The following is a 25,645-nucleotide window of genomic DNA, read 5'->3' on the forward strand; positions in this document are numbered from 1 at the left end:
TTTCATCCTCTAAAAGATTCAGAAAAAATAAAAAAACTTATTGATAAACTCGTATCTTTGCAGGCATGATACAACAACGCGTTACAAAATATATAGAAAAAGAACATTTGTTCTCACCGGATGATAAAATCCTGATCGCATTGAGTGGTGGTGCCGACTCGGTAGCATTGCTATATATTCTGCATACAGCAGGTTATCATTGCGAAGCCGCACATTGTAATTTCCACTTGCGAGGCAAAGAGTCAGACCGGGACGAGTTATTTGTCCGCCAACTTTGCGAAAAAATGGAAATCCATTTACATACCATTGATTTCAACACGACCCAATATGCAACGGAAAAACATATTTCGATTGAAATGGCCGCACGGGAACTCCGCTACCAATGGTTCGAGAAAATTAGAAAAGAATGTCAGGCAGATGTTATAGCTGTGGCCCATCACCAAGATGATAGCATAGAAACTATACTACTTAACCTGATTCGGGGAACAGGAATTACCGGTCTGTTAGGAATCCGCCCCCGTAATGGAGCCATCGTACGCCCTCTGCTTTGCATCAACCGGGAAGAAATAATTCGTTACCTGCAAAACATCGGACAAGATTATGTGACAGACAGCACCAATCTGGAAGACGAATATACCCGTAATAAGATCCGGCTCAACCTCCTTCCCCTCATGCAGGAAATTAATCCGTCAGTCAAAAACACTCTGATAGATACAAGTAATTATCTGAATGATGTAGCCACTATATATAATAAATGTATAGAGGCGACTAAAAAGAAAATCATTACAGCAGAAGGTGTCCGAATCAGTGATTTGGTTAAGGAACCGGCACCCGAAGCTATCTTATTCGAAGTCCTGCATCCTCTAGGATTCAATTCCGCACAAATCAAAGATATCGCCCATTCGCTTCATAGCCAACCGGGCAAGCAATTCTGCAGCAAAGAATGGAGAGTGATAAAAGACAGAGAATTCTTATTAATAGAAACCATTGAATCTGAAAATGAGGTTCTTCCTCCTTTTCAAATCATCAAAGAGGAAAGAGAGTACACCCCGGATTTTCTCATTCCACGTGAAAAGGAAATAGCCTGTTTTGATGCCGACAAACTGAATGGAGAAATTCATTACCGGAAATGGCAACCGGGAGACACTTTTATCCCTTTTGGAATGAAAGGAAAGAAAAAAATAAGCGATTATCTGACCGACCGCAAATTTTCTATCAGCCAAAAAGAACGCCAATGGGTACTCTGCTGTGGAGAACACATCGCATGGCTGATAGGCGAACGAACAGACAACCGCTTTCGTATTGATGAAACGACCAAGCGCGTCGTGATCTACAAAATAGTTTGAGGCAACTTCTGTTTCTTGAAGCAATCTGACAACAAAACTGCAAAAGGGGTATCATATACCCTTGCTTTCCTAACGCAAGCTTTTACACAGGCGCAACATTTAATACATTTAGCCTCATCCGTATGTAGCTCGTCCCCTTTCGTTATAGCCCCTGCCGGACAACGGACCACACACAACCCGCAATGGGTACACAAATTCTCATCTTCCACCCAAGGAGCCCGGGGAAGCGGTGTCCCACTTTTACGTAACTTGATGACTTTCCTCAAAAAACGGAACAAAGGAAAAAATGGCTGACTCGGACGCTTGATAGCACGTACATCCACCGGATAAAGGGTATCCATATTATCAGCTGTCTGTATTTTTTCCATGATTTTCTTCCCAAACTCCACCGCAAAGGCTAAATCCGTTTCATCAGGACGTCCCATTGCAATCGGATATTTGTCGGTACTATATGAATGTTCTCCAATAAAAGTTGCCCCGGCTATTACTTTAAATCCATGAGGAATAGCAAAAGCATCCAGTTCCATTAAAGCTTTTTCATAAGCACGATTTCCATAAACCACTACCAAAACGGTAGGAGTATCCACTCCACGGATATACTGCAAACGCTCCATTGCCAGAGGAGCGACATGTCCTCCATACACAGGCACTACAATAATAGCCAAAGAAGATGTAGGAATCACAATTTCATCTGCAATCTGCTGTGTCACATTGATAGGAAAAATATTTTTTATGCCCGCTCCGTGAACAATCGCCTCCGCAACTTGTTTAGATGTGTGTGTAGGCGAAAAATAAATTAAATGAGCTTCATTTACTGTCATACTATTTTCTTTTATGTAGCAAAGATACACTTTTACGTGGAAAAAAATGTTTGATTGTTCATGAAACCAAAAAAAATTATTATCTTTGCCCCGTTGAAACATTCTACGATTCAACATATACATCCCTAATTCAGAATAAAAAACAAAACGTATGCTCGCATATCTGTAGCCATGAGCTGTAGTAATGCTGTCCATAATTCAGCAAAAAAAGAAATATTAATAACTTACCATACTATATGTATAACATTATCCAATTAAACGACAAAAATCTGTCGGAACTTCAAGTTATTGCCAAAGAGTTAGGCATAAAAAAAGCAGACTCATACAAAAAAGAAGACCTTGTTTATAAAATACTCGATGAACAGGCCATTGTAGGAGCTACAAAAAAAGTTGCCGCAGATAAACTAAAAGAAGAACGCAAAAATGAAGAACAAAAGAAAAAGCGTTCACGGGTAGCTCCTACCAAAAAAGAAGACAAGGTGGTTTCCGCAACAAAGAGTGGAGAGGCTAACAAAACAAAAGAGCCCACTCCTGTAAAAGCGGCACCACAACCTTCCCAAAAAGAAGAGAGTACAAACAAAGAAAAAGAAACTGTTGTTGTAGAAGCTAAAGCAGAAAACACTGCTACTCCCAAGCGTAAAGTAGGCCGTCCTCGTAAGAACTCTGACGCAGAAGAGAAAAAAGAAGTAGAAAATGCAAAACCGGCAGCACCCAAAGTAGTGGAGTCTAAGCCTGTTGTTGCAGAGAAAGCTACTGGTACTGAGGAAAAAACGGCTCCGGTACAACAGCAAACAGCCGAGAAGAAAGCAAAAAACAAACCTGCATCAGAAGCGAATAAGCCTGTTGCAGAAACAAATAAACCGGCTGCAGAACCTAACAATCCTGTTGTAGAGAAAAAGGTTATAGATAAACCACAAAAGAAAGCTGCCCCCGTTATCGACGAGGAAAGTAATATCCTGTCCAACGTTGACGACGATGATTTTATTCCAATCGAAGATCTGCCTTCTGAAAAAATAGAGCTTCCTACCGAACTATTCGGAAAATTCGAAGCTACCAAAACAGAATCAGCACAGACAGCACCGGAACAATCACCTCATCCTCAACAGCAACAACAATCTCAACAGCAGCAATCCCAGCAGCAACGTCCGCGTATTGTTCGCCCACGCGACAATAACAACGGCAATAATAATGCTACTAACAATGGCAATAACGCCAATAATAATAGCAATAATAATTTCCAGCGTAACAACAATAACCAGAATCAGGCTCAGATTCCAAATCAAAATCAGAACCAAAACCAACAACGCTTACCGATGCCACGTGCCGCTCAGCAGAACAATGCGGGTGAAAATCTTCCGGTACAACAACAGCAGCAGGAACGCAAGGTTATTGAACGCGAAAAGCCTTATGAATTCGATGATATTCTCAACGGAGTAGGCGTTCTGGAAATTATGCAGGATGGATACGGATTCCTCCGTTCTTCCGACTACAACTACCTTTCTTCTCCGGACGATATTTATGTATCACAGTCTCAAATCAAACTATTTGGTCTGAAAACCGGTGATGTAGTAGAAGGAGTTATCCGTCCACCCAAAGAAGGAGAAAAATATTTCCCATTGGTAAAGGTTTCGAAAATCAACGGACGTGACGCAGCTTTCGTTCGCGACCGTGTTCCTTTCGAACATCTGACACCTCTCTTCCCGGATGAAAAGTTCAAACTCTGCAAAGGCGGTTATTCAGACTCTATGTCTGCCCGTGTTGTCGATCTTTTCGCTCCTATCGGTAAAGGTCAGCGTGCATTGATCGTTGCCCAGCCAAAGACAGGTAAGACCATATTAATGAAAGATATAGCTAATGCTATCGCAGCCAACCACCCGGAAGTTTACATGATTATGTTGCTGATTGATGAACGCCCGGAAGAAGTAACTGACATGGCTCGCAGTGTTAATGCAGAAGTAATCGCTTCTACTTTTGACGAACCGGCAGAACGTCACGTAAAAATTGCAGGTATCGTATTGGAAAAGGCAAAACGTCTGGTAGAATGCGGTCACGACGTAGTTATCTTCCTTGATTCTATCACTCGTCTGGCTCGTGCATACAATACAGTATCTCCTGCATCCGGAAAAGTTCTTTCTGGTGGTGTGGATGCAAATGCACTTCATAAACCAAAACGCTTCTTCGGTGCTGCCCGTAATATTGAAAACGGCGGTTCACTGACCATTATTGCTACCGCACTGATCGATACCGGTTCTAAAATGGACGAAGTTATCTTCGAAGAATTTAAGGGTACAGGTAACATGGAGTTGCAGCTCGACCGCAACCTGTCCAACAAACGTATCTTCCCGGCAGTCAACATTACCGCATCCAGCACTCGTCGCGACGACCTGTTGCTTGATAAAACAACCCTTGACCGCATGTGGATATTACGCAAATATCTTGCCGACATGAATCCGATCGAAGCAATGGACTTCGTTAAAGACCGTCTGGAAAAAACCAGAGACAACGACGAATTCCTGATGAGCATGAACAGCTAATCAACAGCAAACTTATAAATGAACGGTGAACAAACTGCGCCATAACAAGTGCAGTTTATTCACCGTTTTCTTTTTCAGTAACCCGTTTTATGACTTATCACCTGCCATTTATCACTTATCATTCAACTCCCATCACCGATAGTCCCCCCCTAACGGCCAGCCAACCTTTCATTTTTGTACAAAATACTTTCATTTGCGTCCAAAACCACTACCTCACCCTTTTTTACGTTTCCTTTTTTCCTATTTTTGCTTCCAAATCAAATATTACTTAATTCTAACCAGTAATGAAAACTATTTATCCATTCATGGGATTAGCCCTGTGCAGCGTGACAGCACAGGCTCAAGAAAAGCCCAATTTCCTGATTATTCAGTGCGACCATCTTACACAACGTGTTGTGGGAGCTTACGGACAAACACAAGGCTGTACCCTCCCTATTGACGAAGTCGCTTCACGAGGAGTTATCTTCTCCAATGCTTATGTAGGTTGCCCTCTCAGCCAACCCTCACGTGCTGCTTTATGGAGTGGCATGATGCCTCATCAAACCAATGTACGCTCCAACTCCAGCGAACCTATCAACTCACGTATTCCCGAAAACATACCGACATTAGGAAGCCTTTTCTCTGAAAACGGTTATGAAGCCGTACACTTCGGAAAAACACACGACATGGGTTCACTTAGAGGATTCAAGCATAAAGAACCGGTAGCCAAGCCATTCACCGATCCGGAATTCCCGGTCAATAACGACAGTTTCCTGGACGTAGGAACATGTGAAGACGCTGTTGCTTATCTAAGTAATCCGCCGGAAGAACCATTCATCTGTATTGCCGATTTTCAGAACCCTCACAATATCTGCGGATTTGTAGGAGCAAACGAAGGAATACATACCGACCGCGCCATCAGTGGAACCCTTCCGGAGCTACCGGCCAATTTCGATGTAGAAGACTGGAGCAATATCCCTAAACCAGTGCAATACATCTGCTGCAGCCATCGCCGCATGACCCAGGCCGCTCATTGGAATGAAGAGAATTACCGTCATTACATTGCCGCTTTCCAACACTATACCAAGATGGTTTCCAAGCAAGTAGACAGCGTATTGAAAGCCCTCTACTCCACTCCTGCCGGAAAAAACACAATCGTTATTATCATGGCTGACCATGGTGATGGAATGGCTTCACACCGCATGGTGACCAAGCACATCAGTTTCTATGACGAAATGACCAACGTACCGTTTATCTTTGCAGGTCCTGGCATCAAACAACAGAAAAAGCCCGTAGACCAAGTATTGACACAGCCTACGTTAGATCTTCTGCCTACCCTTTGTGATTTGGCAGGAATTCCCGTTCCGGCCGAAAAACCGGGAATCAGCCTTGCACCTATATTAAAAGGGGAGAAACAGAAAAAAACTCACCCTTATGTAGTTTCCGAATGGCATAGCGAATATGAATATGTCGTTACTCCCGGACGTATGGTACGCGGACCGAGATACAAGTACACTCACTATCTGGAAGGTAACGGAGAAGAGCTATATGATATGAAAAAGGATCCGGGAGAACGCAAGAATCTCGCCAAAGACCCTAAATACAGTAAGGTTCTCGCCGAACACCGTGCCATGCTTGATGATTACATCGCCCGCACCAAAGATGATTACCGGAGTTTGAAAGTAGATGCCGATCCACGATGCAGAAACCATACTCCCGGCTACCCCAACCACGAGGGCCCTGGGGCACGAGAGATACTCAAAAGAAAATAAATTATAAAAAAGAGTGAAGATTTCTTTGTAATCTTCACTCTTTTTAGTTCTTTTGCAGATAAACTTACAAGCAAGCAATTCTTATATCAAGTGAAAAAATACAGACGTCATATAATTGCAATAGTCGTAACCGTATTAATATCGGTCACCTTATATGCAGCACGTACAAATTCAGATCGTCTTTCTTTATTACAACCTTTACTTGAATATAATCATCCATTCAGTCCGGACATCCCTATCGACAGCATCATTGCCTGGGAAAAACTTTTAGAACCGGAATTACAAAAGAAACAACAATATCCACTCCTATTTCAAATAAATTTGCTGACCGTTCAGGCCTTGATAGCAGAAGGCAACATCAGTCTTGCCATCAATCAGGCCAACCAGATGTACCAGAAAGCCAAAGAAATGGATTATCCTCTGGGGACAGCACTCGCATTACACGCCATTGGAAATACTTATTTAAGTTCATCAACGCCACAAGCCGCCATCGAATCATACAGGGAAGCATTAGAAGTGATCCGGAAAATCCCTCATGCCAGCCAATATGTCAAAACAATTCTGCCCCAACTCATTCTGACCAAGCTCAAATATCATCAAATGACAGATATAGAAGACAATATCCGGGAACTCGAATCTGTTACTGACAAAGGCGGGAATCCACAAGACGACTTTCATCTAGTTTACTGTCAGGCATTCTACCGTATTCAGACACACCATCTTCCCGAAGCATTAAACCACATACAGCAAGCCAAGCAAATCAGTCAGCAGCATCTGTACCCATATTTTCATTTAATGATTAAATACTTGTACTCTTGCTACTACACTGAATCTAAAGAGTACATTCAGGCATTAACCACACTTGATGAATTACTTTCGCATACGAGAACTACCAACTCATACACATCCTTGCAAGTACAAAAGGATCGTGCCCACATACTTGCCCTGATGGGAAAAGGCAAGGAAGCATGTGAAGCCTATGAAATATTCAATACGTACAAAGACTCTTTGGACGCAATGAATTATATTCGCCAAATCAACGAATTACACACCCTCTACCAAATAGACAAAAACGAACTGGACAACTTAAACAGACAGAAGACAATCCTTTTCTGGAGTTGGTTTACCATCCTATTCATTGTCATACTGATTGTATTTTTCATCCTTTTGGTCAAACGAGGGAATAAAAAACTGCGCCAATCACAACAGGAGCTGGAAAAAGCGAAAAAGCAAGAAGAAAATTCCATCCGGGCAAAGAGCCTTTTCCTTTCCAACATGAGCCATGAAATTCGGACACCACTCAATGCGTTGTCCGGCTTCTCCTCTATCCTGACGGAAGAATCCATCGACAACGAGACCCGGAAACAGTGTAGCGATATTATTCAGCAAAATTCAGAACTGTTACTCAAGCTGATTAACGACGTAATCGACTTGTCCAGTCTCGAAGTGGGCAAGATGAAATTCAAATATGAGCGGTGTGATGCAGTAGCAATATGCAGAAATGTTATCGACATGGTTGAGAAAATAAAACAGACAAATGCAAACGTCCGTTTTTCAACCTCTCTCCATTCATTAGAACTGACGACAGACAATGCAAGGTTGCAACAATTATTAATCAACCTTCTCATCAACGCAACCAAATTTACTCCGCAAGGCTCCATCACCATGGAACTGGAAAAACAGACAGAAGATATAGCACTGTTTTCTGTGACCGACACCGGTTGCGGTATCTCTCCGGAGAATCAGAATAAAATATTCAACCGTTTTGAGAAACTAAATGAAAATGCTCAAGGCACAGGACTCGGCTTGTCTATCTGCCAACTCATTGTCGAACAGCTGGGCGGCAAAATATGGATTGACTCCAATTATAAGGAAGGAGCCCGTTTCCTGTTCACACACCCTATTTACCATGAGCAACCAGGAAAGGAGGAAGCCGAATGAAACAAGTCCTGCTCCTGTTCCTTCTATTATGCTGCGCCTTCTTCACCGGAAAAGCCAGTACCGAGATTGTTTTGGAATCAGATAGCCTGATAAAGGTGTTGCAAACGTTACCATACGATACGACACGGCTGAATGTTCTTAATAAAATCATCAGAATAGAACAAAACAACCAGCAATGTATCCAATATTCAGATGTATTAATGAAAGAAGCATTGCAACTGAGAAACGACAGATACGCCGGTCTGGCCGCTTACTACCATATCTTATACTATTACAATCGTAATAATCAAGACAGTGTAGCGAAATGGCTCACCATAATGGAGCCTCATGCCCGGAAATCAGATTTATGGAATTACTTCTTTGATGCCAAACGTTTCCAGATAGATCTGTACACATTCAACGAACAATATGAACTTGCTATCAACGAATCTCAAAAGATGCAACAACAAGCCTCCCAAAGGAATAGTAACCGAGGAAGTATAGCCGCCTATCAATGCCTGAGCAATGCATATATCGGCAGTCAGCGCTGGGATAAAGGAATAGAAGCACTGGAGACTGCCTACCAGCTACTCACCCCGACAGAAAATCCGGTGGTCCGTATCTCGGTATTATCACAGTTAGTATCCGTTGTCAAAGAAAAGAAGGATAATAAAAAACTACTCAAATATCTGCAGGAACTGGAAAACACCCTTCATAACCATATCAGTGCGAACCCATCTTTAAAAACGGGGTTTGCCGATGTATATCTGTTCAATGAACTGTTCTACAGCTATTATTACCTGAATACCCATCAGCCGCAACAAGCTTATGAACATCTTGTAAAATCTAAAGAATATCTGGATGAGAATACTTATTTCATGTATAAAGTACTCTATTTCGACACATTTGCCAAATATCACCAAGCAATTGGAGACTACCAACAGGCATCGGATTATATCGACACGACACTGTCGATGTTGAAGAAAGACTTCACAAGCGACTATGCCGAACAGCTACTCGAAAAGGCCAGAATATGGAAACAGGCAGGGCAAAGCGAAAAAGCCATCCCTCTGTATGAGGAGGCACTCGCCATCAAAGACTCGACAGCCACTGTACTCTCAAACAATCAGATGGCACAGATACAGAGCAAATACAATATCGAAAAAACAGAACTGGATCAAAAAAGGGAAAACAACCGGCTCCAGCTCACCTATCTGATCTTTATATTTGTTATCCTGCTTCTGCTTTTTATCTTTATGGCGCGACTCTTTATGGTACGGAAAGCACTCAAATACGCAGAAAACGAAATCCGGAAAACAACAGAAAACGTGCGGAAAACCAATGAAATAAAAAATCGCTTCCTGTCCAACATGAGCTATAACATCCGTACCCCGCTCAACAATGTAGTCGGTTTCTCACAACTCATAGCCAGTGAACCCAACATAGACAAGGAAATAAGGCAAGAATACTCAAACATCATCCACAAAAGTTCGGAGAAGTTAATGAGACTTGTCAATGACGTTCTCGACTTATCCCGTTTGGAAGCCCAAATGATGAAGTTCCAGTTGCAAGACTATGATGCCACTACCCTATGTAAGGAAGCATGTTGCATGGCGCAGATGCAAAACGAGAAAACAAGTATCCAGATTGAGTTTTCCAGTGAAACAGACGCTCAAATCCATACCGATATAACACGACTGACGCAGGCCTTGCTTAGCGCACTGGTATACCCGCAAGAACAAAGACAAGCACGAATCATCCGATTCACATTAAACCGGGATGAAGATATGCTCCGTTTCCGGATCACTAATTCACCTTTGGCAGACCATGCATTCGTATCACAGGAAACCATCATCCGGCATGATATAAACCTGTTATTGCTAAAACATTTCGGAGGAAACTATCTCGTCAACGATAAAACTCCCGAAGGTCCGGAAATTGTTTTCATCTACCCCATCGTTTCCGAATCGAAATAAAGCACTATCTTTGCAAAGTGTAAACTTAAACACTTAATTATGTACACCAACAAACAGATTTGGAGTGTCAGTTATCCGATACTACTAAGCTTGCTGGCACAAAATGTCATCAATGTCACCGACACAGCATTCCTCGGACACGTGAGTGAGGTAGCCCTTGGAGCATCGGCTATGGGTGGGTTATTCTATATATGCGTATTCACCATCGCATTCGGATTCAGTACCGGTTCGCAGATAGTCATAGCACGACGCAACGGCGAAGGACGCTATTCGGATGTCGGTCCCGTCATGATTCAAGGAGTCATGTTCCTGTTCGTGATGGCACTGCTGCTATTCGGATTCACCAAAGCATTCGGCGGAAACATCATGCGTTTGCTGGTTTCTTCAGAATCCATCTACGAGGGAACGATGGAGTTTCTGGACTGGCGTATTTACGGATTCTTTTTCTCGTTCATCAATGTCATGTTCCGGGCATTGTATATCGGCATTACACGCACTAAAGTACTAACGATCAATGCCATCGTCATGGCATTAACCAATGTAGTACTGGACTACGCATTAATTTTCGGAAAGTTCGGTTTGCCGGAAATGGGTATCAAGGGAGCGGCTATCGCCTCCGTACTGGCAGAAGCTTCCTCCATTCTCTTTTTCGTCATTTACACATACCTCACCGTCGATTTGAAGAAATATGGTCTGAACCGTCTGCGTACATTCGACCCGGCATTGCTGATGCGGATACTTAGTATCTCCTGTTTCACTATGCTGCAATATTTCCTGTCAATGGCTACCTGGTTCGTATTCTTCGTAGCCGTAGAACGGTTGGGACAACGGGAACTGGCGATTGCCAATATCGTCCGGAGTATCTACGTCGTACTGCTGATTCCGGTCAATGCATTGGCTACTACCACCAACAGTCTTGTCAGCAACGCCATCGGTGCGGGAGGTATCCAGCACGTGATGCCGCTCATCAATAAAATTGCCCGGTTCTCCTTTTTCATCATGCTGGGATTAGTAGCAGTATCAGCATTATTTCCAGAGTTCCTGCTCTCCATCTACACCAGTGAAGCGGCACTCATTACGGAATCCGTGCCCTCAGTATACGTTATTTGTTGCGCCATGCTTATCGCATCTGTAGCCAACGTGGTGTTCAACGGCATCTCCGGAACAGGAAATACACAAGCAGCCCTGTTGCTCGAAACAATTACAATCATCATCTACGGGTCCTACATAGTTTTCATCGGAATGTGGCTGAAAGCACCGATTGAAATCTGCTTTACAATTGAGATTGTGTATTATAGCTTACTGTTGATCACAAGTTATATTTATCTCAAAAAAGCAAAATGGCAAAATAAAAAGATATAAATACAAGAGATTTTTGTACATTTGCAAGCTCAAATAAAGAGTAGACGGAAAAGTCTCTCTTTTGCCCAAGTAAATTGTAATTAGTAATTCGTAATTAAATAACTATGTTCGATAATTTAAGTGAAAGACTAGAACGGTCATTCAAGATTCTGAAAGGTGAAGGCAAAATCACCGAAATCAACGTGGCGGAGACACTGAAAGACGTACGTAAAGCACTTCTCGACGCCGACGTAAACTACAAGGTTGCAAAGAATTTCACGGATACGGTGAAAGAAAAAGCGCTTGGCCAGAACGTTCTTACGGCTGTGAAGCCAAGCCAGTTGATGGTGAAGATCGTGCATGATGAACTTACACAGTTGATGGGTGGAGAGACAGCCGAGATCAATATCGACGCCCGTCCGGCAGTTATCCTGATGTCAGGTTTGCAGGGTTCGGGTAAGACCACTTTCTCCGGTAAACTGGCACGGATGCTGAAAACCAAGAAGAACCGTAAGCCATTATTGGTCGCTTGTGACGTTTACCGTCCGGCAGCTATCGAACAGTTGCGTGTATTGGCAGAACAGATTGAAGTACCGATGTACTGTGAACTGGACAGCAAGAATCCGGTAGAAATCGCACAACACGCCATTCAGGAAGCCAAAGCCAAAGGATACGATCTCGTTATCGTCGATACAGCCGGACGTCTGGCAGTAGACGAGCAGATGATGAACGAGATCGCCGCTATCAAAAAAGCAATCAACCCGGACGAAATTCTGTTCGTGGTAGACTCCATGACCGGTCAGGACGCTGTAAACACTGCTAAAGAATTCAACGAACGTCTGGACTTTAACGGTGTGGTACTGACCAAACTCGATGGTGATACCCGCGGTGGTGCGGCTCTTTCTATCCGTTCGGTAGTGAACAAACCGATTAAATTCGTAGGTACAGGTGAAAAACTGGAAGCAATCGACCAGTTCCACCCTGCCCGTATGGCCGACCGTATTCTCGGTATGGGTGACATCGTTTCATTGGTAGAACGTGCTCAGGAACAATACGATGAAGAAGAAGCCAAACGCTTACAGAAGAAAATTGCCAAAAACCAATTCGACTTCAACGACTTCCTTAGCCAGATTGCACAAATCAAAAAAATGGGTAATCTGAAAGACCTAGCTTCCATGATTCCGGGAGTAGGAAAAGCAATCAAAGACATTGATATTGACGACAATGCTTTCAAGAGCATCGAAGCCATTATTTATTCCATGACTCCGGCAGAACGTTCCAACCCGGAAATACTGAACGGTTCACGCCGTACGCGTATCGCCAAAGGTAGCGGAACGACTATCCAGGAAGTAAACCGCCTGCTGAAACAGTTCGACCAGACACGCAAAATGATGAAAATGGTGACTAGCAGCAAAATGGGTAAGATGATGCCTAAGATGAAAAAGTAATCATTCAATAGATCCAAATCTAATGATAAGTAAGAAGAGGGAGTTTCGGCTCCCTCTTTTTTATACCACTCATCTCTTGACAAAAATTCCAATCCCTTTGGAGAGTTCAGTTATTTATTTTACTTTTGTCCATCACCAATAAATACTCTGAAAATATGACTCTGATAGACGGAAAAGCAATTTCCGAACAAGTAAAACAAGAGATTGCAGCCGAAGTAGCCGAAATGGTGGCTCATGGCGAAAAACGCCCGCACCTGGCCGCTATTCTTGTAGGACACGATGGTGGTAGCGAGACTTATGTAGCTGCCAAAGTAAAAGCCTGTGAAGTATGTGGATTCAAGTCTTCCCTCATCCGTTATGAAAGTGACGTGACCGAAGAAGAACTGCTTGCCAAAGTACGTGAACTGAACGAAGACAACGACGTGGACGGCTTTATCGTACAACTTCCCCTACCCAAACATATCTCCGAACAGAAAGTAATCGAAACAATTGATTACCGTAAAGACGTAGACGGTTTCCACCCGATCAACGTAGGCCGTATGTCCATCGGACTTCCATGTTACGTATCTGCTACTCCCAACGGCATCCTCGAATTGTTGAAACGTTATAACATAGAAACTTCCGGAAAAAAATGCGTCGTACTCGGACGCAGCAATATTGTCGGCAAACCGATGGCTGCCCTGATGATGCAGAAAGCCTATCCGGGCGATGCCACAGTAACCGTATGCCACAGCCGTAGCAAAGACCTGGTAAAAGAATGTCAGGAAGCTGATATTATTATCGCTGCTTTGGGACAACCGAACTTCGTAAAAGCCGAAATGGTGAAAGAAGGCGCGGTAGTTATTGACGTAGGTACTACCCGTGTGCCGGATGCAACCAAGAAATCCGGCTTTAAACTGACAGGTGACGTAAAGTTTGACGAAGTTGCACCGAAATGCTCATTCATCACTCCCGTACCGGGTGGTGTCGGACCAATGACGATTGTATCGTTAATGAAAAATACACTCTTAGCTGGTAAGAAAGCTATTTATCAATGAGACATACCCTGTTTCTGATGATTTTGCTTCTCTCTTTGTCCTGCACCTCCCGGTCGCAGGCAAAGAGAGATTCTATCATTGACACCCTATCGGACGGACTTTCCGACAGCATCTTACCCACCGACACCCTACGCCTCCTTTTTGTAGGTGACCTCATGCAACATCAGGGACAAATCAACGCTGCACGAACATCGACCGGTTATGATTACTCCACATGCTTTGCGTATGTCAAAGAAGAGATAAAAAAAGCCGATCTCTCTATCGCCAACCTGGAAGTGACATTAGGAGGCAAACCTTACAAAGGTTATCCTGCTTTCAGCGCGCCGGACGAATTTCTGACCGCAATTCACGATGCAGGTTTCAATGTTTTAGTGACTGCCAACAACCACAGTCTCGATCGTGGTAAATCCGGACTGGAGAGAACCATTCAATTAATAGACTCTTTAAAGGTTCCACACGCAGGCACGTATATCAACGCTGATGAACGCGAAAAGAAATATCCTCTTTTATTAGAAAAGAACGGATTCCGCATCGCTCTGCTCAACTACACGTATGGAACAAACGGCATCCCCGTTACCTCTCCTAATATCGTGAACTATATCGATACAGCCATCATCGCCAAAGATATTGAAGAGAGTAAAGCAATGAAGCCGGATGCCATCATAGCTTGTATGCATTGGGGAATCGAATACCAGTCACTCCCGGACAAAGAGCAAAAATTCCTCGCCAATTGGCTGATTGAAAAAGGAGTAAACCATATCATCGGCTCCCATCCTCACGTAGTTCAACCCATCGAAGTTCGTACAGACAGCCTGACGAATGACAAACATCTCGTAGTCTATTCGCTGGGAAATTATATTTCCAATATGTCCGCCCGCCGCACTGACGGAGGACTGATGGTAAGAATGGAATTAGTAAAAGACAGCACTGTCCGCCTCAATAATTGTGATTATAGTTTGGTATGGACAGCCCGTCCCATTCAATCAGGAAAAAAAAATCATCAATTGCTCCCTGTCAATTTGCCGATTGATTCAATTCCTTTACAAGCACGTAACTCTCTGAAAATCTTTGTAAATGATGCGCGAACCCTTTTCAGCAAGCACAATCGGGGAATAAAAGAATATACTTTTTTCGAAAAAAAATAGCAGAATCTTTTGGAGATTAGAAGATAATATCTATCTTTGCACCGCGTTAGAGAAACGCAGACATGGTGGATGTAGTTCAGTTGGTTAGAGCGTCAGATTGTGGTTCTGAATGTCGCCGGTTCGAGTCCGGTCTTCCACCCAACAAAAACCCTTGTAAGTCAATCGCTTATGAGGGTTTTCTGCTTTCAGGAGGTAGACATTCAATAGCTAAAATTAGATAAAAAGACTACCTTGTGAGGTATTTGTTGGCTAATTGTTGGTGGAACTTTCAATGTAAAGATTAGAATGACCTATAACAGAGAAGTAAAAAGGTTAGCTACACATATCTTTGTGAGAACAGAAGACCTAACCAAAGACTTCAAACTAAAGAACCCTAAGTATATCAAGGAAACTGATAGATTAGTTAGACACTATCAGGAGTTATGTGTTAGTTTACCCTTGGAATCTTCCAAGTTAACCATTAGTGATATACTTGACTATATCCAGAAAGAAAAGAACACTCCCATAGACTTTCTCCAGTTATGTGATGAATGGTTGGAAACTACAAAAGTTAAGGGTAAAGTCAACTATAAATCAACCCTTAATGCATTCAAGTCCTTCCTAGGAAAGGATAAGTTGAACACAAGTCAAGTTACCAAATTACTGATGATGGAGTTCATGGATTACCTTCAGAAGAAGAGAGCTAGACAGGTTGCAAAACTAGAGAAGAAAGGTAAGAGAATACCTTCCAATAGAATGTATCAGACATTTGTTCTATTAGGTAAAGAAAAGATATAATGACTATGACAGAGGTGTTATTAGAATACCTAACTCACCTTTTGAAAATTTGGAGATACCAAAGCAAGAAGCAACCAGAAAATGGTCTGGTATCATGTTACTCATAGGAACAATCATACTTATCATCATTATGATTATCCTAACAGTCAAAACCAGTTCAAAGATGTAGTGCAATGACATTAGAGCAGTATGCCTACCTTTATTAAAATGAAAAAGATGTTTGATGAACCAAATAGATTTGCTACATTTGCATTAACCACTTTAAATGATTAAAGCATGGAAAGAACCTATATTAATGAATTCCACAAGCAATGGATAGAGAGTACTCTCAAGTCAATAGCCTCTTGGCAGAAGCAGCCAATCTCATTAGAAGAGAAAAAGAAGCAGCAGGAAATGTTGAACCAACAGAAGGCTATAAGAGAAGGCAAGTTGAAGAGCTAAAGCTATTTGCTACTCAACATGACTTATGGATTAACATTAACTCTCTCCCTTTATCTTACCTTAGTAAAGGTGGAGAAAATGAAGTATTCACAGGTCATGAAGATGTTGTATTCAAGTTAAACAACTTTGAGTATGCAGGTGAAGACATTGAGAACTTCTTTATCAGAATAGAAGCACATAATCTATTCTTTAGCAATGTCACCTATCAGATGATTGGCTTTGCTTATAACAGTCAGCATGAGTTTTGTGCCGTGTTAGTTCAACCTTATGTCAGAGCTAAAAGAGAAGCTACAGAGGAAGAAATAGCAGAACATATGCAAGCATTAGGTTTCGAGATGGTTTATGAAGATGAATTCCACAATGCAGAGTATGAGGTCTTTGATGCAGTGCCTAACAATGTACTGTATGGTATTGATGATAAGCTCTATTTCATTGATACTCAAATCAGACTAAGACCTATTGAGACTACACTTTAAACAGATTTAGTTATGAAACAGAAGAAAAAGACTTAGCACCTCTAAGTACTATTGGTAACATGACACTAATGAAATAGTATCACTACCACTGTTGGCTAATAGTTGACTAATTAGCCTTTTCAGAGATAAATATCAAGCTAACAACTACCTATATAAATGCTAACAAATAATACATAAATCTTTCCGTTTAACCCATAAACCAAATATATTCTCTATATTTGTGTAGCATTTGCACTAAAAGAACATAGTATATCATGGAAAATGAAAAGAAATTAACCCGCTCTTCCAATCGAATGATTGCAGGTGTATGTGCCGGAATAGCTGAATATTTCGGATGGGATGCTACTTTATTGAGAATAGTATATATATTGGCTACATTCTTCACCGCTTTCGCCGGAGTGATTATATATATTATCCTGTGGATTGTCATGCCGGGAAGAAAACCTTCAGACAGATATGAAGACCGCATGAATCAACGCCTACATTGATATGAAAATCAAGAATATCGATCATATCGTCATACCGGTGTCCGATATAGATAAAAGCCTACATTTCTACACAAAAGTCCTGGGAATGGAAGCCGATACAAGCAACCAACGCTTTGCCGTCAAGTTCGGTAATCAGAAAATCAATCTTCACGTAGGAAAAGCACAGTTCCTTCCTGCCGCCAAGCATCCTGCTTTCGGAAGTGCGGACATCTGTTTACTGACAGAAGGAAACATAGAGGAAATAAAAGCCGAAGTAGAATCCAAAGGAATAGAAATAGAAGTCGGTATAGTCCAGCGTCAAGGTGCGCAGGGTGCCATCCGGAGTATTTATTTCAGAGATCCGGATGGTAATCTGATAGAAGTAAGTACATTAATATAATTCCAGCCCGAACTCATCTTTCAGTTGCATCAATGCCTGATTCTTTTGAGCCATCATCTGGAATTTCTCGACACGTCCCACAGGACGCACTGTTTCTGTTGCCTCACTTACCCGCACTGTCATCATCACTTTACTGTTCTTCAGTCTGCCGCGAAGATAATCCTGCAATTCGGGAATCAAAGCTGTAAAATCCTTTGCAGCAAACTCATTATCAACTACCACTTCAAAAGTCGTTGAGTTGTTAAGCAACGCCGGACGGAGCATTTGCATACGTTTTGCGAGAGCATCCTGTTCTTTCGGCAACTGGCCGGCATACTCCTGCCAATAATAATTCAAATCCCGGTCATTGAACATAAAATCCTCTTCCGGTTGTTGCACCTTAGGAACATAAGTTGTAGTCGCATTCTGCGATACTTGGTCACGCTGCGGATTCTTGATAGATACCCCCAAGCTGGACATCTTCATCACGGGAATTTTCCGTTCTTCCTTGGCAGTCTGAGCAACTCCCGCTCCTTGCGACGGAGCAGACGAAGCCGCCCTAGGAGAAGCCGGTGCTCCCGGTTGCACAGCCGCAGAAGCCTGCGGATACTGGGCAGTAGTGCCATTAGCAGCCTGTGTTGTAACTGAAGACGGAGACGAATGAACTGGAGCCTGCTGAACCTGAGTGGCAGAAGCTACCTGCGGCTGCTGTGCTGCGGCAGGCTGAGTGAATACGGGTTTTATAGTCTTCTTAGGGCCACGCCCACCACTCACGTCATCCCCCTCGGTGGTAAGCTGTGCAACCTGTATCAAGGTCAGTTCTACCAGCAAACGCTTATTTTTGCTGATGCGGTAATTCAAATCGCACTCATTACACAGCTTCATAGCCCGGTACAAAAAAGGTAGCGGACATTTCTGCGCCTGTTCCTGATAGCGTTGGCGTATGCTCGCTCCCACTTCCAGCAAAGGCAATGTCACCGGGTCTTTCCCGACCAACAGGTCACGGAAATGAGACGATAATCCGGTAATAAAGTGACTTCCGTCAAAACCTTTATTCAATATATCATTGAAAAGCAACAATGCGTCACTCACCTTGTTTTCGAGGAAGCAATCCGTCAGACGGAAATAATATTCATAATCAAGTACATTCAGATTATCAATCACACTCTTATAGGTGATATTTCCTCCGGTGAAACTAACCACCTGGTCGAAGATAGACAAAGCATCACGCATACCACCGTCCGCCTTCATGGCTATCACATTCAGCGCTTCCGGCTCTGCCGTGATTCCTTCTTTCGAAGCAACGTACGACAGATGGCTCACCGTATCTTCCACACTTATCCGGTTAAAGTCATAAATCTGACAACGGGAAAGAATAGTAGGAAGAATCTTATGCTTCTCCGTAGTAGCCAGAATAAAGATTGCATGGCGGGGAGGCTCTTCCAGCGTTTTCAGGAACGCATTGAAAGCAGATGCCGAGAGCATATGCACCTCGTCGATGATATATACCTTATACTTACCAATCTGTGGCGGGATGCGTACTTGCTCCACCAATTGGCGAATGTCATCCACCGAGTTATTGGAAGCAGCATCGAGTTCGTGAATATTGTATGACCGCTGTTCGTTGAAAGCTACACATGACTCACACTGATTGCAAGCCTCTCCGTCAGCGGTGGGCGTCATACAATTAATGGTTTTGGCAAAGATACGCGCGCAAGTCGTCTTTCCTACCCCGCGCGGTCCGCAAAACAAATAAGCATGAGCCAGTTTTTGGGTAGCAATTGCATTTTTCAGCGTAGTAGTCAACGCCCGCTGTCCCACCACCGATTCGAACGTGGACGGACGGTATTTACGGGCTGAAACGATATAGTTTTCCATATCCGGGATTCTCTCTGTTTTTTGAATTTTCGCTTATTCTGCAAATGTACACAAAAAAAGTGATAAGTAATAAGGGATAAAGAGAGAAGTTTTGAAGCCGAAGCGATAAGTTTTTAAGTTATTAGTTTTATCTTTGCAGATATTAAAAGGAGAAATTATGGGTAAACTAATCAGTATCTGGAGTTTCATATGCAGACGCAAGTACCTCATTACGGTCGTTGCATTTGCTGTTATCATTGGCTTTCTGGACGAGAACAGCCTGATTCGTCGTTTCGGATATGAACGGGAAATCAGCCAGTTGAAAGAAGAGATAGAAAAGTACCGGACAGATTACGAAGAGAATACCAAACGTCTCAACGAAATAAGTACCAATCCGGACGCCATCGAACAGATCGCCCGTGAAAAGTATCTGATGAAGAAACCCAACGAAGATATTTACGTTTTTGAAGATTAAAGAATGAAACAATTAGTACCTGCCCTTTTTGTCGTGGGCGCCATAATGGCTCTCGCCGGAGCAGCCGTATTTATCACCGGATGGATATACGCTCCTTACATATATACTGTTGGAGCCGGATGTATCGCATTGGCACAAGTGAACACACCCGTCAAAGGAAAGAGCAAAACATTGAAACGCCTGCGCGTTCAGCAGATATTCGGTGCACTGGCACTTATCCTGACCGGAGCCTTTATGTTTACCACACGAGGCAATGAATGGATTGCCTGCCTCACAGTTGCTGCCATCCTCGAACTTTACACCGCTTTCCGTATTCCACAGGAAGAAGAAAAAGAAAGATCATAAAAAAAGCCCGTTCATGGCTTCGCAGTCTTGAACAGGCATAACTTTTTTTAATTCGATAATGTTCCGTCCTTTTTATAAGGAACGGAACAGTTTAATATCATTTATTTCTTCACAGGTGAATATCTTGCATTCAACCCATCAACAATTTCTTTTGTAATATTGAAAGTGCTGTCAGCATAAAGCAGGTTATCGAAACCAGTGTTGCTGAAGATCAGGCTATATCCGTGAGTCTTATTATATTCTTTCAGGAAAGCGTTGATAGAATCGCGGAATTGCAAGCTATTCTTATTGTTCTCTTCCATCAGACCATTCTGAAGTTTGTTGCTCAACTCTTGCAAATCTTGTTCCAACTTCACCAGACGGTTGTACTCTTGCTGCGCTCTATCTTGTGACAGGAAAGCATTATTTTCAACTTTCTTCTGAAAATCTTGTTTTTCCTTGTTCAAAGAGGTAGCCTTCTGATTCAATGTCATACGAACGTTTTCGCTCTTCTTTACCATCGCCTCATTCAAGTCAATACAGAAATTGTATTTGGCAAGCAGCGTATCTATTTCAACATAGGCAATTTTCATTCCTGACAGTTCGGCATTAGCCTGCGCCGGAGCATTTGTAGTTTGATTGTCAGTTTTGCCAGCACATTGTGAAAATAAAACGATAAACGCAAGAGCAGCCAAACCGTTCATGAGGTAGTTCATTCTATTCATAATTAATAAGTATTGTTTTTAATAAATTTAATTCATACTATCGTTCAAGGCTTTTTCCAACTCGTTAATAGAAAAACGCGGTTTCTTTTGTGCTTCGCGATCTTGCGACTGTGCGCATCCGATTCCTTTCTGACGCAACGCTTTATTCCCGCTCACATGACCATTCGGGAACTTCCCACCCTTCGTAAAGAATACTTTCACCCCTAATAATACCAGGGAAATAGCAACTATTAACAAAGTTATCAGTATAGTCTCAACCATTTCTATTAATTTTGTGAGTGCAAAGATAGGCTTTAATGAGATATGAGTTCAGATAAGTCAATCAAATTAACCATATTTAGCAATAGAAGAAGCGAAAACAGCCCTTCTATTCCTATTATAAAATAGAAACAGCATGGAAAAAAAAGACTTAAAGCCGGCTGGCGTATTCAAGTATTTCGAGGAAATCTGCCAAGTGCCGCGCCCTTCGAAGAAGGAAGAGAAAATGATTGCCTACCTGAAGGCATTCGGAGCAAAACATAATCTGGAAACCAAGGTGGACGAAGCCGGCAACGTATTGATTAAAAAGCCCGCTACTCCGGGAAAAGAAAATCTGCAAACCGTCGTTCTGCAATCGCATATCGACATGGTATGCGAAAAGAATAACGACGTTCAACATGACTTCCTCACCGATCCCATCGAAACGGAAATTGACGGTGAATGGCTGAAAGCCAAAGGTACTACCCTCGGAGCCGACAACGGTATCGGTGTAGCTACCGAGCTGGCTATCCTAGCTGACGACAGCATTGAGCACGGTCCGCTGGAATGTCTGTTTACCGTAGACGAAGAAACCGGACTTACCGGAGCTTTTGCCCTGCAAGAAGGCTTTATGAGCGGTGACATCCTTCTGAACCTCGATTCGGAAGATGAAGGGGAAATCTTTATCGGATGTGCCGGAGGTATTGACTCCGTTGCAGAATTTGCTTATAAGGAAGTGGAAGTTCCCGCCGGATATTTCTTCTTCAAGGTGGAAGTGAAAGGGCTGAAAGGCGGTCACTCCGGTGGCGACATTCACCTGGGACGTGGCAATGCCAACAAAATTCTGAACCGTTTCCTTTCCCGCATGGCTACCAGACACGATCTGTACCTATGTGAAATCAACGGAGGTAACCTGCGCAACGCTATTCCCCGCGAGGCTTATGCCATCTGTGCTGTTCCCGAAGATGCCAAACACGATGTCCGCACCGAACTGAATATCTTCACCAGCGAAATGGAAGACGAATTATCCGTTGTAGAACCCGACTTAAAACTGGTTCTCGAATCGGAAAATCCACGCAAAATGGCTATCGACCAAGATACTACCGCCCGTTTATTAAAAGCTCTGTATGCAGCTCCTCACGGTGTATATGCCATGAGCCAGGATATTCCCGGACTGGTGGAAACTTCTACCAATCTGGCATCTGTCAAGATGAAGCCCAACCATATCATCCGCATTGAAACCAGTCAGAGAAGTTCTATACTGTCCGCACGCAACGATATGGCGAACACGGTTCGTGCCGTATTCCAACTGGCAGGAGCCAATGTTACTTTCGGAGAAGGTTATCCGGGATGGAAACCGAATCCACATTCGGCCATCCTCGAAGTAGCTGTTGAATCATACAAACGTTTATTCGGCGTAGATGCGAAAGTAAAAGCAATCCACGCAGGATTGGAGTGCGGCCTGTTCCTTGATAAGTATCCAACGTTGGATATGGTTTCTTTCGGACCGACACTTACAGGCGTTCACTCTCCCGACGAACGGATGCTTATTCCTACCGTAGAGAAGTTCTGGAAACATCTATTGGATATCTTGGCACATGTACCTGCCAAGAAATAACAGACAGACCAAATATCACAAAGAAGAGTATGGTAACAAGCGAAAAAAAATTGCTGTTGCCATGCTCTTTTTCACAATGTTTTTAATTGTCGTAAGTTTCTTCGCTCCTTGTTATGTCATCGCACAAGACTATCATAGCAAACAAGCTCCCTGTCAGGAAGAAAGAATCCCTTTCCGTGTTGTCAGCTGGAACATAGAAAACCTGTTTGATACGCATCATGATAGTTTAAAGAACGACCGTGAGTTTCTTCCCGATGCGCTGCGTCATTGGAATTATAGCAGATATAAGAAAAAGCTGGCTGATGTGGCGCGCGTAATCACAGCTATTGGAGAATGGAATCCTCCTGCGCTAGTCGGATTATGCGAAGTAGAAAATGATACGGTGCTGCGTGATCTGACCCGCCGTTCTCCTTTAAAAGAGCTTAACTACCGTTATGTAATGACTGATTCCCCTGATTTGAGAGGGATTGACGTAGCCTTGCTTTATCAACGGGATTTATTCAAGTTGTTATCTTCCCGTTCTATCTCCATTCCTCCGTTGGGACAATACCGTCCGACAAGAGATTTACTGCACGTTAGCGGACTTCTGCTGACAGGAGATACATTAGATGTATTTGTCTGCCATCTCCCAAGCCGTTCGGGTGGAGCTAAAGAATCGGAACCCTATCGTTTATACGCAGCTCAAATTCTGCGCACGGAAGTCGATCACATTCTGAATATTCGTTCTAATCCACAAGTTATTATTATGGGAGATTTCAATGATTATCCCACGAATCAATCTATCCAGAAAGTACTGGAAGCCGAAGCACCTCCCATTACTACCCAAGATCCAGCCTCAACACTCAACTCCACCAACCGTTCAACAATTGTTCCTTCCTCATTAAAACTATATCATCTGCTTGCCCGGAAAGCAAAGTCAAAAAGCTTCGGTTCTTACAAATATCGCGGTGAATGGGGGTTGCTTGACCACCTGATTGTATCGGGCACTCTATTAAATCAATCGAGCCATTTTTTCACCAGTGAAGAAAGAGCAAACGTCTGTCTTCTCCCCTTTTTACTGAAAGAAGACGAGAAATATGGGGATAAAGAACCTTTCCGCACCTACAAAGGAATGAAATATCAGGGAGGTATCAGCGATCATCTTCCTGTTTATGCAGACTTCGAACTGATTCCCTATTGATTAGAACTCACTAAACGACGTCACAGTATATTCTGACAAGAGATCATTCTCACCGTAGTGAGAAAATATTCTCATTGCAATGAGAAAAAGTTCTCACCACTATGAGAATAAATTCTCATAGTGGTGAGAATACTTGAGAATATATATTCCCCTGTTGATGGTTGACTAATCCGAGTACTGATAAACTTTTAAATCAAACTTCGGAACCATTGCCAGCAAATGATCGAAGATATCGGACTGAATACGCTCGTATTCTTTCCAAACCTTATTGCGGGAGAAGAAGTAAACCTGAATAGGTACTCCGTACATGGTAGCTTCTTTCTGGCTGATAATCAGATCCAAATCCTGATTGACCACAGGCAGACTGCACAAATAGCGCTCAATATACACCCTGTACACTTGAGAATTGGTAGGAACCACTCCTTCTTCCGGTTGATAATCCGCCATTAATGGAATTTCTTTCCGGTAACGGTCCAGCATTTCCGGCGTACAGAATTGAAGTGTAGTTAAATCCAAAGTGATATTCTTCATCACCCGTCGTCCTCCCGACTGCACCATTCCCCGCCAATTCTGGAAAGGGCTGCTCACTAACGTATAAGGGGGAATAGTGGAAATAGTATTATCAAAATTCTGAATCTTGACCGTATTCAATGTTATCTCCTGTACCGTACCATTTGCGTCGCCGGAAGGCAATGTTATCCAGTCGCCCGGACGGACCATGTCATTGGCAGAAAGCTGGATACCTGCCACAAAGCCTAATATGGAATCCTTGAACACCAACATCAAAATAGCTGCCGAAGCACCCAACCCGGCAAACAAAGTGGCAGGAGACTTATTCACGATAATGGCAACGATCACAATTCCACCTACAAAGAAAAGAAGCACCTGCAAGACCTGAATAAACCCTTTCATCGGGCGATCCTTCATCGTTTCTTTTCCATCATAGATATCCATTATCATCAACAGAATCCCATTGATAGCCAATAGTAAAGAGAAAATAATATAAATGACACATACCTTTTGAGAAATCAACAACAACTCTTTTCCCCGGATAAAAGCCATCGGCAACAAAGCATAAACCAAAAAAGCCGGGATGGTATGAATCAAATGATGAAACACCTTGCGCTTCATCAGCAATGTATTCCACTGATGGGGCTTCCGCCTCGTATACTGTTTCATTCCTCCGATTAGAATCGCCTGGCAGAGGTAATTCAGAACGATGGCAACCACTATCATCAATAAAGCCATAATAGTCTCATCAAAACGATCGGCAACAGCCGGATCTATTCCCCAATTTATGAGGGTTTTATTCATCCATTTTCCTAAATCTACTACTAACATAACTTCTGTCTTTTTTTAATTAATAACAG

The 25,645-nt window shown here is 42.8% G+C and carries 21 protein-coding genes, 1 tRNA gene and 1 pseudogene; 18 read left to right on the forward strand and 5 right to left on the reverse strand.

Going from position 1 to position 25,645, the window contains the following annotated elements:
• Window positions 1-65 precede the first annotated feature (65 nt).
• The gene (gene tilS / locus AB3G73_RS09110; RefSeq protein ID WP_367744586.1) at window positions 66-1,346 is read left to right on the forward strand and encodes a tRNA lysidine(34) synthetase TilS; all 1,281 of its coding nucleotides are present in this window, start codon (window positions 66-68) and stop codon (window positions 1,344-1,346) included.
• On the opposite strand, the gene AB3G73_RS09115 is transcribed toward tilS, so the two are convergent.
• Window positions 1,331-2,167, reverse strand: coding sequence for a 4Fe-4S binding protein (locus AB3G73_RS09115; protein ID WP_195649502.1), 837 nt, complete (start codon window positions 2,165-2,167; stop codon window positions 1,331-1,333). The genes tilS and AB3G73_RS09115 overlap by 16 nt on opposite strands.
• Before the next feature lie 236 nt (window positions 2,168-2,403).
• Here AB3G73_RS09115 and rho point away from each other — a divergent pair, with 236 nt between their 5' ends.
• From rho to AB3G73_RS09180, 13 genes and pseudogenes are all read left to right on the forward strand, one after another.
• Window positions 2,404-4,701 (forward strand): transcription termination factor Rho, encoded by a 2,298-nt coding sequence (rho, locus tag AB3G73_RS09120; protein WP_217721156.1) that lies wholly within the window; start codon window positions 2,404-2,406, stop codon window positions 4,699-4,701.
• Window positions 4,702-4,985: 284 nt separating this feature from the next.
• Window positions 4,986-6,452: a sulfatase gene (locus tag AB3G73_RS09125; protein ID WP_167511758.1), complete on the forward strand. Its 1,467-nt coding sequence runs from the start codon at window positions 4,986-4,988 to the stop codon at window positions 6,450-6,452.
• A gap of 90 nt (window positions 6,453-6,542) precedes the next feature.
• Complete coding sequence (locus AB3G73_RS09130) at window positions 6,543-8,393, forward strand: HAMP domain-containing sensor histidine kinase (RefSeq protein WP_298046917.1); 1,851 nt, start codon at window positions 6,543-6,545, stop codon at window positions 8,391-8,393.
• Window positions 8,390-10,348: a histidine kinase dimerization/phospho-acceptor domain-containing protein gene (locus AB3G73_RS09135; RefSeq protein ID WP_367744590.1), complete on the forward strand. Its 1,959-nt coding sequence runs from the start codon at window positions 8,390-8,392 to the stop codon at window positions 10,346-10,348. Before AB3G73_RS09130 ends, AB3G73_RS09135 begins: the two co-directional genes overlap by 4 nt.
• Before the next feature lie 39 nt (window positions 10,349-10,387).
• Entirely contained in the window at window positions 10,388-11,710 is a 1,323-nt protein-coding gene (locus tag AB3G73_RS09140) for an MATE family efflux transporter (protein WP_195649505.1), read from the forward strand.
• A 104-nt stretch (window positions 11,711-11,814) separates the two neighbouring features.
• The gene (ffh, locus tag AB3G73_RS09145; protein ID WP_004300796.1) at window positions 11,815-13,137 is read left to right on the forward strand and encodes a signal recognition particle protein; all 1,323 of its coding nucleotides are present in this window, start codon (window positions 11,815-11,817) and stop codon (window positions 13,135-13,137) included.
• Window positions 13,138-13,292: 155 nt separating this feature from the next.
• Window positions 13,293-14,174: a bifunctional methylenetetrahydrofolate dehydrogenase/methenyltetrahydrofolate cyclohydrolase FolD gene (gene folD, locus AB3G73_RS09150; RefSeq protein ID WP_148364743.1), complete on the forward strand. Its 882-nt coding sequence runs from the start codon at window positions 13,293-13,295 to the stop codon at window positions 14,172-14,174.
• A complete protein-coding gene (locus AB3G73_RS09155) occupies window positions 14,171-15,319 on the forward strand; it encodes a CapA family protein (protein ID WP_195649506.1) in 1,149 nt (382 codons plus the stop codon). The genes folD and AB3G73_RS09155 overlap by 4 nt, the downstream gene beginning before the upstream one ends.
• 64 nt (window positions 15,320-15,383) lie before the next feature.
• Window positions 15,384-15,459, forward strand: a tRNA-His gene (locus AB3G73_RS09160).
• Between the two features lie 100 nt (window positions 15,460-15,559).
• Window positions 15,560-16,178: pseudogene (locus AB3G73_RS09165) on the forward strand (phage integrase SAM-like domain-containing protein); the annotation flags it as partial.
• Between the two features lie 229 nt (window positions 16,179-16,407).
• A complete protein-coding gene (locus AB3G73_RS09170) occupies window positions 16,408-17,013 on the forward strand; it encodes a hypothetical protein (protein ID WP_217721160.1) in 606 nt (201 codons plus the stop codon).
• Between the two features lie 254 nt (window positions 17,014-17,267).
• Window positions 17,268-17,501, forward strand: coding sequence for a PspC domain-containing protein (locus AB3G73_RS09175; protein WP_234132779.1), 234 nt, complete (start codon window positions 17,268-17,270; stop codon window positions 17,499-17,501).
• Between the two features lies 1 nt (window position 17,502).
• Window positions 17,503-17,880 (forward strand): VOC family protein, encoded by a 378-nt coding sequence (locus tag AB3G73_RS09180; RefSeq protein ID WP_367744592.1) that lies wholly within the window; start codon window positions 17,503-17,505, stop codon window positions 17,878-17,880.
• Here the strand turns inward: AB3G73_RS09180 and AB3G73_RS09185 are convergent.
• Complete coding sequence (locus tag AB3G73_RS09185) at window positions 17,872-19,737, reverse strand: DNA polymerase III subunit gamma/tau (protein ID WP_148364740.1); 1,866 nt, start codon at window positions 19,735-19,737, stop codon at window positions 17,872-17,874. The genes AB3G73_RS09180 and AB3G73_RS09185 overlap by 9 nt on opposite strands.
• 157 nt (window positions 19,738-19,894) lie before the next feature.
• Between AB3G73_RS09185 and AB3G73_RS09190 the strand changes: the two genes are divergently transcribed.
• Window positions 19,895-20,191, forward strand: coding sequence for a septum formation initiator family protein (locus tag AB3G73_RS09190; protein WP_148364739.1), 297 nt, complete (start codon window positions 19,895-19,897; stop codon window positions 20,189-20,191).
• Between the two features lie 3 nt (window positions 20,192-20,194).
• Window positions 20,195-20,536 carry a hypothetical protein gene (locus tag AB3G73_RS09195; RefSeq protein WP_148364738.1) on the forward strand — a complete coding sequence of 114 codons (342 nt, stop codon included), beginning with the start codon at window positions 20,195-20,197 and terminating at the stop codon, window positions 20,534-20,536.
• Between the two features lie 101 nt (window positions 20,537-20,637).
• Here AB3G73_RS09195 and AB3G73_RS09200 read toward each other — a convergent pair whose 3' ends face one another.
• Together AB3G73_RS09200 and AB3G73_RS09205 are read right to left on the reverse strand one after the other, a co-directional pair.
• Window positions 20,638-21,240 (reverse strand): OmpH family outer membrane protein, encoded by a 603-nt coding sequence (locus AB3G73_RS09200; protein ID WP_004300804.1) that lies wholly within the window; start codon window positions 21,238-21,240, stop codon window positions 20,638-20,640.
• A gap of 27 nt (window positions 21,241-21,267) precedes the next feature.
• Window positions 21,268-21,501 carry a hypothetical protein gene (locus AB3G73_RS09205; protein ID WP_004300805.1) on the reverse strand — a complete coding sequence of 78 codons (234 nt, stop codon included), beginning with the start codon at window positions 21,499-21,501 and terminating at the stop codon, window positions 21,268-21,270.
• 133 nt (window positions 21,502-21,634) lie between these two features.
• Between AB3G73_RS09205 and AB3G73_RS09210 the strand changes: the two genes are divergently transcribed.
• A complete protein-coding gene (locus AB3G73_RS09210; protein WP_234132775.1) occupies window positions 21,635-23,095 on the forward strand; it encodes an aminoacyl-histidine dipeptidase in 1,461 nt (486 codons plus the stop codon).
• A complete protein-coding gene (locus tag AB3G73_RS09215; RefSeq protein WP_367744595.1) occupies window positions 23,076-24,275 on the forward strand; it encodes an endonuclease/exonuclease/phosphatase family protein in 1,200 nt (399 codons plus the stop codon). Before AB3G73_RS09210 ends, AB3G73_RS09215 begins: the two co-directional genes overlap by 20 nt.
• A gap of 165 nt (window positions 24,276-24,440) precedes the next feature.
• Here AB3G73_RS09215 and AB3G73_RS09220 read toward each other — a convergent pair whose 3' ends face one another.
• Window positions 24,441-25,616, reverse strand: coding sequence for a mechanosensitive ion channel family protein (locus AB3G73_RS09220; protein ID WP_148364735.1), 1,176 nt, complete (start codon window positions 25,614-25,616; stop codon window positions 24,441-24,443).
• Window positions 25,617-25,645: the final 29 nt, after the last annotated feature.

Origin of the sequence: Bacteroides sp. L008 (genome assembly GCF_040812255.1) — a bacterium.
Classification (GTDB): domain Bacteria; phylum Bacteroidota; class Bacteroidia; order Bacteroidales; family Bacteroidaceae; genus Bacteroides; species Bacteroides vicugnae.

Bases quoted from the DNA above. Each gene is read 5' to 3' on its own strand.
- ffh (WP_004300796.1), top strand. From the start codon at position 11,815: ATGTTCGATAATTTAAGTGAAAGACTAGAACGGTCATTCAAGATTCTG.
- AB3G73_RS09215 (WP_367744595.1), top strand. From the start codon at position 23,076: ATGTACCTGCCAAGAAATAACAGACAGACCAAATATCACAAAGAAGAG.
- folD (WP_148364743.1), top strand. From the start codon at position 13,293: ATGACTCTGATAGACGGAAAAGCAATTTCCGAACAAGTAAAACAAGAG.
- AB3G73_RS09195 (WP_148364738.1), top strand. From the start codon at position 20,195: ATGAAACAATTAGTACCTGCCCTTTTTGTCGTGGGCGCCATAATGGCT.
- AB3G73_RS09135 (WP_367744590.1), top strand. From the start codon at position 8,390: ATGAAACAAGTCCTGCTCCTGTTCCTTCTATTATGCTGCGCCTTCTTC.
- AB3G73_RS09115 (WP_195649502.1), bottom strand. From the start codon at position 2,167: ATGACAGTAAATGAAGCTCATTTAATTTATTTTTCGCCTACACACACA.
- tilS (WP_367744586.1), top strand. From the start codon at position 66: ATGATACAACAACGCGTTACAAAATATATAGAAAAAGAACATTTGTTC.
- AB3G73_RS09200 (WP_004300804.1), bottom strand. From the start codon at position 21,240: ATGAATAGAATGAACTACCTCATGAACGGTTTGGCTGCTCTTGCGTTT.
- AB3G73_RS09185 (WP_148364740.1), bottom strand. From the start codon at position 19,737: ATGGAAAACTATATCGTTTCAGCCCGTAAATACCGTCCGTCCACGTTC.
- AB3G73_RS09190 (WP_148364739.1), top strand. From the start codon at position 19,895: ATGGGTAAACTAATCAGTATCTGGAGTTTCATATGCAGACGCAAGTAC.
- AB3G73_RS09205 (WP_004300805.1), bottom strand. From the start codon at position 21,501: ATGGTTGAGACTATACTGATAACTTTGTTAATAGTTGCTATTTCCCTG.
- AB3G73_RS09175 (WP_234132779.1), top strand. From the start codon at position 17,268: ATGGAAAATGAAAAGAAATTAACCCGCTCTTCCAATCGAATGATTGCA.
- AB3G73_RS09170 (WP_217721160.1), top strand. From the start codon at position 16,408: ATGGATAGAGAGTACTCTCAAGTCAATAGCCTCTTGGCAGAAGCAGCC.
- rho (WP_217721156.1), top strand. From the start codon at position 2,404: ATGTATAACATTATCCAATTAAACGACAAAAATCTGTCGGAACTTCAA.
- AB3G73_RS09140 (WP_195649505.1), top strand. From the start codon at position 10,388: ATGTACACCAACAAACAGATTTGGAGTGTCAGTTATCCGATACTACTA.
- AB3G73_RS09125 (WP_167511758.1), top strand. From the start codon at position 4,986: ATGAAAACTATTTATCCATTCATGGGATTAGCCCTGTGCAGCGTGACA.
- AB3G73_RS09210 (WP_234132775.1), top strand. From the start codon at position 21,635: ATGGAAAAAAAAGACTTAAAGCCGGCTGGCGTATTCAAGTATTTCGAG.
- AB3G73_RS09220 (WP_148364735.1), bottom strand. From the start codon at position 25,616: ATGTTAGTAGTAGATTTAGGAAAATGGATGAATAAAACCCTCATAAAT.
- AB3G73_RS09180 (WP_367744592.1), top strand. From the start codon at position 17,503: ATGAAAATCAAGAATATCGATCATATCGTCATACCGGTGTCCGATATA.
- AB3G73_RS09155 (WP_195649506.1), top strand. From the start codon at position 14,171: ATGAGACATACCCTGTTTCTGATGATTTTGCTTCTCTCTTTGTCCTGC.